Source organism: Scytonema sp. UIC 10036, from assembly GCF_009725235.1.
Genome location: NZ_WJFC01000179.1, coordinates 18,971 through 27,602 on the forward strand (window position 1 = coordinate 18,971; position 8,632 = coordinate 27,602).

Here is an 8,632-nt window from a genome sequence, read left to right on the forward strand (position 1 = left end):
GGAGGCGGAGCCTCCGGTAAGGCATTCCCAGGCAGAGCCTGGGAACGAGGTGGGGGACAAATCTTTCTAATCCGATTATGAAATAATTATCAGTACGAATATGAGAAAAATTAAAATTCTATCTACAGGAAAATATCTACCTAAAAAGCTAGTGACAGCGAAAGAACTGGAATTCAGCCTGGGTTTAGAGCCGGGATGGATTGAGAAAAAATCGGGTGTGCTTGTCCGCCATTTTGTTGAAGATGAAACAGCATCAGTGATGGGGGCTTATGCTGCTAAAAATGCCTTAGAAGCAGCAGGTTTATCCTTTAGCGATATTGATTGTTTGATTTGTACAAGTGGTAGCCCGGAACAAGCAATCCCCTGTACGGCTGCACTGATTCAAGAACAGCTTGGTGCGCTTGATTCTGGAATTCCTGCTTTTGATATCAATTCTACTTGTCTTAGTTTCATTGTTGGCTTAGACACTATATCTTATCTTATCCAAGCAGGAAGATATGAAAGAGTATTGATTGTAGCCACAGAAGTCGCAACAGGTTTAAACTGGCAAGATAAAGAAAGTTGTACCCTGTTTGGCGATGGTGCGGCGGCAGCGATCGTTGCCAAGTCTGATGAACAAGAGGATTGCAAGATATTATCTGCTCGAATAGAAACCTACAGCCGAGGCGCACACTTTACAGAATGCAAAGGAGGGGGTAACAAGCATCATCCTAAAGATTATGCCGAAAACCCAGAAGATTTCCTTTTTAAAATGGATGGCAAAGCTGTTTATCGGCTTGCTTCTGAAATCACGCCAGATTTTGTCCGGCGTTTGCTTCAAGATGCAGGCTTAAAGATGGCGGATATAAAAATGGTGATTCCCCATCAAGCGAGTTTAATGGCAATGCGTCTTATGCGTAAGCAACTAGATATTCCTGAAGAAAAAGTTATGGTTATTGCTCACAATCATGGCAATACTATAGCTGCATCTGTTCCGATGGCGCTGCATGAATCTATTGTTCAAGGGAAAATTCAGCGTGGCGATCGCATTATGCTTTTAGGTACATCAGCAGGATTTTCTATTGGAGGCATAATCCTTGAATACTAATATCTTGCTTACGGGAGGACGCGCTCCAGTCACATTAGATTTAGCCAGACTGCTATCAGTAGCAAGTTACAAAGTGTTTGTTGCCGATAGCATCAAGCATCATCTTTGTACTGCTTCACGTGCTGTCGTCAAAAATTTTTTGGTTCCACCTCCTAGGATTAACCCAACAGGTTACATTGAGGCTTTATTAGAGATTATTAAACAAGAAAATATCACCTTTCTGATACCAACTTGTGAAGAGATTTTTTACATTTCTCATAAGCTCTCTCAACTAACTCCCTATTGTCAGGTTTTTGCTGAACCACTGGAAAAACTGAATAGACTCCATAATAAATGGCAGTTTATCAATCGCGTACAACAGTTAGGTTTGGCAGCACCACAAACTTGGTTAGTCAACTCCCATCAAGATTTACTGGATGTTTTGGATTTGCCCAGTCCAAGAAAGATAGTTTTAAAGCCTGTTTATTCTCGATTTGCCAGTCAGGTTCATATATTATCGAAACCTGTTAGTGAAATACCATCCTTACAAATTAATTTAAATAAAGCTTGGGTTGCCCAAGAATTTATTTCTGGAAAGCATTATTGTACTTATACTATTGCCCATCAAGGTAAGGTAGTAGCTCACGCAGTTTATCCTACTATATTTACAGCTGGTAAAGGTTCTTGTATTTATTTTGAGTCTGTTGAGCATTCGGGACTTTTAGAATGGGTGAAAACTTTTGTTGAAGCTGAAGAATTTACGGGGCAAGTTTCTTTTGATTTTATAGAAGCAGATGATGGGGTTTTATATCCTTTAGAGTGCAATCCCAGGGCTATTAGTGCTATTCATTTATTTGACAGAGCAGACGGATTGGAGAGAGCTTTTTTCAACAATACAAACAGTATTATACAACCTAAAGTTGGGCAAAGAACTGCGATCGCTATGGCTATGATTGTTTATGGTTTGCCTTCGGCTATTGGTTCGGGAAGATTGGGTGGTTGGTTAAATATGTTTGTGAGGACTAAAGATGTTGTTTTTCGGTTGTCCGATCCTTTGCCGTTTTTCCATCTGTGGATAGTGCTTTTTCAGTTTATACAAATGAGCTGCCGGAGTGGATTAACTCTTCAGCAGGTGTCTACGCAGGATATTGAGTGGGATGGTGAGGAAATTAGATGAATGAACCGCAGAGGCGCAGAGGGCGCAGAGAAAGGAGAGGGGAGGGTAATGGAGGGTTTTTTGTTTAGAAATTGGTATATAGTTTGTACTTCTGGTGAGTTGGCTAGAAAGCCAATAGGAAGAACTGTGTTGGGTATTCCTTTAGCTGTTTTTCGAGGAATCGATGGTAAGCCTTCTGCTTTGTTGGATAAATGTCCGCATCGCAATGTTCCTCTCTCAAAAGGCTGGGTGAAAAATAATTATCTCATTTGTAAATATCACGGTTGGTGCTTTGATGGGCAAGGTGTTTGTCAGGAAATACCGGGGCTTTGCCATCGGAATGAGGCTCGACATAGAAATGCTGTTGCTTATCCTGTTATTGAGCAAGATGGTTTTATCTGGGTTTATTGTCAAGCTGGTGAATTACCCAAATCTCAGCCTTATGAATTTCCTTGTTTGCGGCAAGAAGGGTTTTCTACGTTTAGCAAACAAATGGAATGTGAAACAACTTTGGAAAATGCAGCTGAAAATTTTCTAGATGCAACCCATACCCACTTTGTTCACTCTGGTTTAATTAGGACAGATAATCAACGTAAAGAAATTACTGTGAAAATAACTCGCTCTGAGAACATGGTAGAAGCAGTTTACCTAAATGAAGAAACTATTTCTGGATTAATTTACAAGTTATTAGCGCCGGGATGTAACAAAGTCATTTCTATTAGTCGCTTTATTTTGCCTAGTATTGCCCAATTAGAATATCGTACCGATAGCGATCGCAATAGATTATTTATTTCTCTTTTCCTAACTCCTGTCACCAAAAAATTAACAAAAGCATATAGTATTATTACTTTTCGCTCGTGGTTACCCAACTGGTTGGGAAGAGTTATTGCCCAACCACTTTTTGCCCAAGCTGCAAGACAAGATAAAGAAATTTTACAACTACAGACTTGGAATATCAATCGCTTTCAAGGAGAAAACTTCGTATTTACAGAAATCGATGTTCTTAGACCTCATATTTTATATTTATTGAAACCAGGAAGCAACGAAAATGAATCATTAGTATTTGAAAAAACAATTAAGATGAAGATTTAAATGATATATCAACACAATTATTTTGTTTTTCACGCAAAGGCGCTGAGGCGCAAAGCTCCTTTTCTTAGCGACTTTGCGCCTTTGCGTGAGCTTATCAATCTATCACCCAGACAATGAATGTTATCCATCTTCTTTTAAAATCCTCTAAAATAGTTGTAGCGATCGCAATATTTGCAGGTTTAGTCAGTGGTGCTTGTAGTGCCAGAATTATTGCTTTAATTAATAGTGCTATTAATAGCAACACAGCTTTTTCATCCGTTCTCATCTGGAGTTTTATCGGGCTTGTACTAATTGCAGTCACAAGTCGATTTATCTCTGAATTATGTTTAATTCGCCTTTCTCAGCAAGTCATCTTCGACACCCGATTGCTTTTGTGTCGTCGGATTGTGGCAGCCCCTTTACGCTGTATAGAAGAGTTAGGAACTTCGCGTTTGCTGGCTACTTTAGCAGATGACGTACAAGCAGTTTCTGATGCTGTGGCTTTTATTCCCAGCCTCTGTATTGCTGCTGCTGTCGTCATAGGTTGTTTAGTTTATCTGATATATCTTTCTTGGATAGTCTTCGTAGGATTTGTTACTTTTTTAGTTATAGCTATCTTGAGCTATGAGATAATCACTCAAAAAGCCAAGCAATCTTTAGAACTTGCACGTGCGGAACAAGATAAACTTTTTAGTCACTTTCGCGCCGTAACCGAGGGAACAAAAGAACTCAAGCTCAATCAAAGAAAACGCGAAGCTTTCTTTACTGAAGAACTCGAATGCACGATTGCTCTTTCCCGTCGTTATAACATTGATGGGATGACTTCCTTTACTATTGGTTTAACTTGGAGTCAGCTTTTGTTGTTCCTTGTCATTGGGTTAGTTGATTTTGGATTACCAAGCGTGATGCAAATTGACCGAAGTATTTTGTCTGGCTATGCTTTAACTATCATTTTTTTGGTAGTTCCTTTAGATGCCATCACAAGCATACTCCCTCGTTTAAGCAAAGCTAGTATTGCGTTACAAAAGATTGAATCCATTAGCCTCGCATTGGCAAGCCGTTCTGAGAAAAGCATAACCTCTACGTTTCTTGTTAAATTTGAGCAGTTAAAACTTGAAGGTATTTCCCATGCTTACTGGGTAGAACAAGAGGAAAATCATTTTACTCTTGGTTCCATTAATTTAACTTTTGCCCCTAAAGAATTGGTATTTTTGGTAGGAGGCAATGGCAGTGGTAAATCCACTTTTGCTAAACTAATAACCGGGCTATACATTCCAGATACGGGCAAAATCTTTGTTGATGGTAAGCCTGTTGACGACCAAAATAGAGACTGGTATCGCCAACACTTTTCTGCGGTTTTTTCCGATTTTTATCTTTTTGATAAATTGCTAGGTTTAGAGTCCGCCAAACTGGATAACCAGATACAGGATTATCTTGTTAAACTTCACCTTGACAGCAAGGTAAAAATCAAAGAAAAAAAGTTTTCGACAACGGCTTTGTCCCAAGGACAGCGCAAGCGCCTTGCTTTGCTGACTGCTTACTTAGAAGACCGTCCTTTCTATGTATTTGACGAATGGGCGTCAGATCAAGACCCTGTATTTAAAGAAATCTTTTACACTCAGTTGTTACCAGAACTGAAAAGTAAAGGTAAAACAGTACTGATAATTAGCCATGATGACCGCTATTTTCATCTGGCAGATAGGGTTCTTAAGTTAGATTATGGAAAACTCATATGAATGTTCTTGTGACTGGTGGTACTGGCTTTTTAGGAAAGCATCTGGCGCTGAGGCTGCAATCTCTCGGTCATAACGTCAGTATGTTAGGGCGCAATCAAAAAATTGGGCAACAGTTGACAGCAGAAGGATTCAAATTTCTGCCCGTTGATTTGCAAGACAAAGAAGCAACAGTTGCAGCGTGTCAGAGACAGGATTATGTGTTCCATTGTGCAGCCCTCTCTTCTCCGTGGGGAAAATACCGGGATTTTTATGATTCTAATGTTTTAGCAACTCGGCATATTATTCAAGGTTGTCAGGAGTGGGGAGTCGAAAGACTGATTCACGTTTCAACTGCCAGTATTTATTTTAATTTTTGCGATCGCTTTAACATTTCTGAAACAGCTCCATTACCCAAGATACCAGCTAACGCCTACGCTGAAACAAAACTTATAGCAGAACAAGAAATTGACCGCGCACACCAGCAAGGTTTACCCGTCATCACCATCCGACCTCGCAGCATAGTTGGTCCCGGTGACACAGCTATTTTTCCAAGATTACTTCAAGCCAGTTCGCGTACTGGGATTCCTCTGATTAATCAAGGTAAAGCTTGCATTGATGTGACCTATGTTGACAATGTGGTAGATGCTTTGTTGCTGTGTCAAAATGCCTCCGCTCCATCATTAGGTAAAAAATTTAACATTACCAACGGGCAACCAATGGAGTTGAGAAATTTGCTAGAAATGCTGTCTCATCAACTTGGTTATCCCCTGAAATTCAAACCAATTCCCTATAAAACTGCTAACCTAGCAGCCACAGCAATGGAATTTTTCTCAAAAAGCATTTTCTTTGGAAAAGAACCCGTACTCACTCGCTATAAAGTTGGAGTTTTAGCTTTTAGCCAAACTTTAGATATTACAGCAGCAAGAACAGAATTGGGCTATCAACCAAGAGTCAGTATTGAGGAGGGATTGAAAATTTTTGCCCAATGGTGGAAGGGAAAAAAGGATAAAGGATAAAATTTCATAATTCATAATTCATAATTCATAATTCAGACAATGTCTATTAAAGTTAAATTTTTTCAAGCAGGGTATTGTACCCATCCTGAAGCTATCGTGATACGAGCTGGACGTTGGAAAACTGCTAATTTTCCATCAATTTTTGCCCTCATATCACATCCAAAATTTGGTGCTATTTTGTTTGATACTGGCTATTCAGAGCGCTTCTTCCAAGAGACTCGCGCTTTTCCCTTTAGTCTTTACGCCCTAACGACACCAGTCTATTTACATTCAGAGGATAGCGCCGTCCATCAATTAACAAAATACGGTGTTTCTCCAGAAACTGTTCGCTATATCATGATTTCTCACTTTCACGCAGATCATATCGGCGGCTTGCAAGACTTTCCCAATGCTCAATTTATCTGTTTTAGATCGGCTTATGAAGCCGTTAAGCCTCTCCGCAATACAGCAGCCCTCAAAGCAGGTTTTTTACCTCGGTTACTACCACCAGATTTTGAGCAACGGGTTGTATTTGTTGAGGAGACAAAAACCCGCTTGTTGTCGTCAGAGTATCGCAGTTTCAACACGGGTTTTGATTTATTCGGAGATAATACCCTCACAGGCGTTGAATTACCCGGACATGCAATCGGTCAACTTGGATTGTTTTTTACGGATGCTGACCATCAAGATTATTTTCTCATTGCTGATGCCTGTTGGTTAAGCCGTGCTTATCAAGAGTTCATTCAACCCCATCCTATTGCCAATCTTATCTTTTCTAATAAGCGCCAGTATGTAGATACGTTGCAAAAAATTCATCAATTGCATAAGTTAAACCCAAATCTTAAAATTATTCCCACCCATTGTGCTGATACTTGGCGGCTTTTAAATTTTCAATAATTAACCGCAGATGAACGCAGACGCACGCAGATGAAATTTTCCTCTCTCTGCGCCCTCTGCGCCTCTGCGGTTAAAGAAAAATTATAATTCAAATATAATGAATAGTCTTCTCAGAATCCTTTGGTACTACCTACAAACAAAATACAGAAAACCTTTCCGCGATCGCGAATCCCTAGTAGCATGGCAAAACAAAAAAGTCCAGAGATTCCTCCAAGAAATCTTGCAAAAATCAACCTTTTACCGCAATTACTACCAAGGGCTAGATACTCATAACTGGCAAGAATTTCCCATCATTGATAAATCAATCATGATGGCTAACTTTGACCAACTGAATACAGTAGGTATCAAAAAATCAGAAGCACTGACACTGGCATTAGAAGCAGAGAAAACCCGAAACTTTAACTCAACACTTCGAGGCTTTACTATTGGTCTTTCTTCCGGAACAAGTGGCAATCGCGGCTTATTTATAGTCAGTCAAAAAGAACAGCAAGCTTGGGCTGGTACGATTTTAGCAAAAGCACTACCCCAATCCATTTTGACTCCCCAACGTATTGCTTTTTTTCTCCGAGCAAATAGTAATCTTTATGAAACTGTTAACCGACAACGCATCCAGTTTGAGTATTTTGATTTATTCAATTCCGTTGAAAGTCATGTTGAACGCTTAAATCAATATGCACCAAGCATTCTAGTAGCACCACCATCTATGCTACGTCTACTAGCAGATGCTCAAGCCCAAGGAGATTTAAACATAGCCCCCATCAGAGTCGTCTCAGTTGCAGAAGTTTTAGATCCTTTAGATGAAGTTTATATAAGTCATTGTTTTCAGCAAACAGTTCATCAACTCTACCAATGTACTGAAGGGTTTTTGGGCAGAACTTGCGAATATTGCACTTTACATCTCAATGAAGATATTTTAGCGATCCAAAAAGAATATATCGATCGCAATGCGGGTAAGTTCATGCCAATTATTACTGACTTTAACCGCAAAACCCAGCCGATTATTCGTTATCGACTTGATGATATTTTAACTGAGTGTCAAAAACCTTGCCCGTGTGGTTCGGTTTTAACAGCTATCCATAGTGTTGAAGGGCGTCAGGATGACATTTTTTATTTACCTCACAAAAGTGAAGAAAAATTAGTACCGTTATTTCCAGATTTTATTCGCAGGGCAATTATTGTTTCTTCCGATAATATTCAAGAATATGCAGTCGTTCAGAAAAGCCTTAACCTTATACAAATTTCTTTAAAAGTGCCTTCAGTATTTATCCAAGAGAGTCAAGCAATAGTTTATAAAAATTTACTAGAGTTATTTGAACAAAAACATTGCCAAATACCAGAGATTTGTTATAAAGAATACGAAACAAGAACCGTACATCATAAAAAACTAAGACGCGTTCAACGAGAATTTTCTGTAGATGCCAAATTATGAATGCTGAAATTCATCTTTACGATAAAGATACAATAGATAACTTGCCTAATGCAAAATCAGAGGTAGCCCTCCTAGCAAAAAATTACTGGTTGCCTATGATGAAAGCTGGTTCATCCTACTTCATCAACAATGTCAATAGCCAGCTTTTAGCACTAGCGATCGATGACCTAGTGTTACCAGTTACCGTTAATTTCAAAGAACTAGAGAACTGCTATGTGTGTTCTCCTTACAATCATTATGTAACTTATTCTAAGGAAGAACTAAAAACTCTAAAAAATCCTTTTTTAGAAAAAAAATTAGCAA

The 8,632-nt window shown here is 39.2% G+C and carries 8 protein-coding genes; all 8 read left to right on the forward strand.

Annotated features, from left to right (window positions below; all coding sequences use genetic code 11):
- The first annotated feature begins 100 nt into the window (after positions 1–100).
- Positions 101–1,087, forward strand: a complete 987-nt coding sequence (locus tag F7734_RS47410; protein ID WP_155751294.1) for a beta-ketoacyl-ACP synthase III — start codon at positions 101–103, stop codon at positions 1,085–1,087.
- Positions 1,077–2,243: an ATP-grasp domain-containing protein gene (locus F7734_RS47415; protein ID WP_155751296.1), complete on the forward strand. Its 1,167-nt coding sequence runs from the start codon at positions 1,077–1,079 to the stop codon at positions 2,241–2,243. The genes F7734_RS47410 and F7734_RS47415 overlap by 11 nt, the downstream gene beginning before the upstream one ends.
- Entirely contained in the window at positions 2,244–3,314 is a 1,071-nt protein-coding gene (locus tag F7734_RS47420; RefSeq protein WP_155751297.1) for an aromatic ring-hydroxylating dioxygenase subunit alpha, read from the forward strand.
- Positions 3,315–3,427: 113 nt separating this feature from the next.
- On the forward strand, positions 3,428–5,029 hold the full coding sequence (locus F7734_RS47425; protein ID WP_155751298.1) for a cyclic peptide export ABC transporter: 1,602 nt from the start codon (positions 3,428–3,430) through the stop codon (positions 5,027–5,029).
- On the forward strand, positions 5,026–6,024 hold the full coding sequence (locus F7734_RS47430; RefSeq protein WP_155751299.1) for an NAD-dependent epimerase/dehydratase family protein: 999 nt from the start codon (positions 5,026–5,028) through the stop codon (positions 6,022–6,024). The genes F7734_RS47425 and F7734_RS47430 overlap by 4 nt, the downstream gene beginning before the upstream one ends.
- A 39-nt stretch (positions 6,025–6,063) precedes the next feature.
- Positions 6,064–6,900, forward strand: a complete 837-nt coding sequence (locus F7734_RS47435; protein WP_155751300.1) for an MBL fold metallo-hydrolase — start codon at positions 6,064–6,066, stop codon at positions 6,898–6,900.
- Between the two features lie 97 nt (positions 6,901–6,997).
- Positions 6,998–8,329 carry a F390 synthetase-related protein gene (locus tag F7734_RS47440; RefSeq protein ID WP_155751301.1) on the forward strand — a complete coding sequence of 444 codons (1,332 nt, stop codon included), beginning with the start codon at positions 6,998–7,000 and terminating at the stop codon, positions 8,327–8,329.
- The coding region (locus F7734_RS47445) for a hypothetical protein (protein ID WP_207714379.1) at positions 8,326–8,632 on the forward strand (307 nt) is incomplete at its 3' end. The genes F7734_RS47440 and F7734_RS47445, both read left to right, overlap by 4 nt.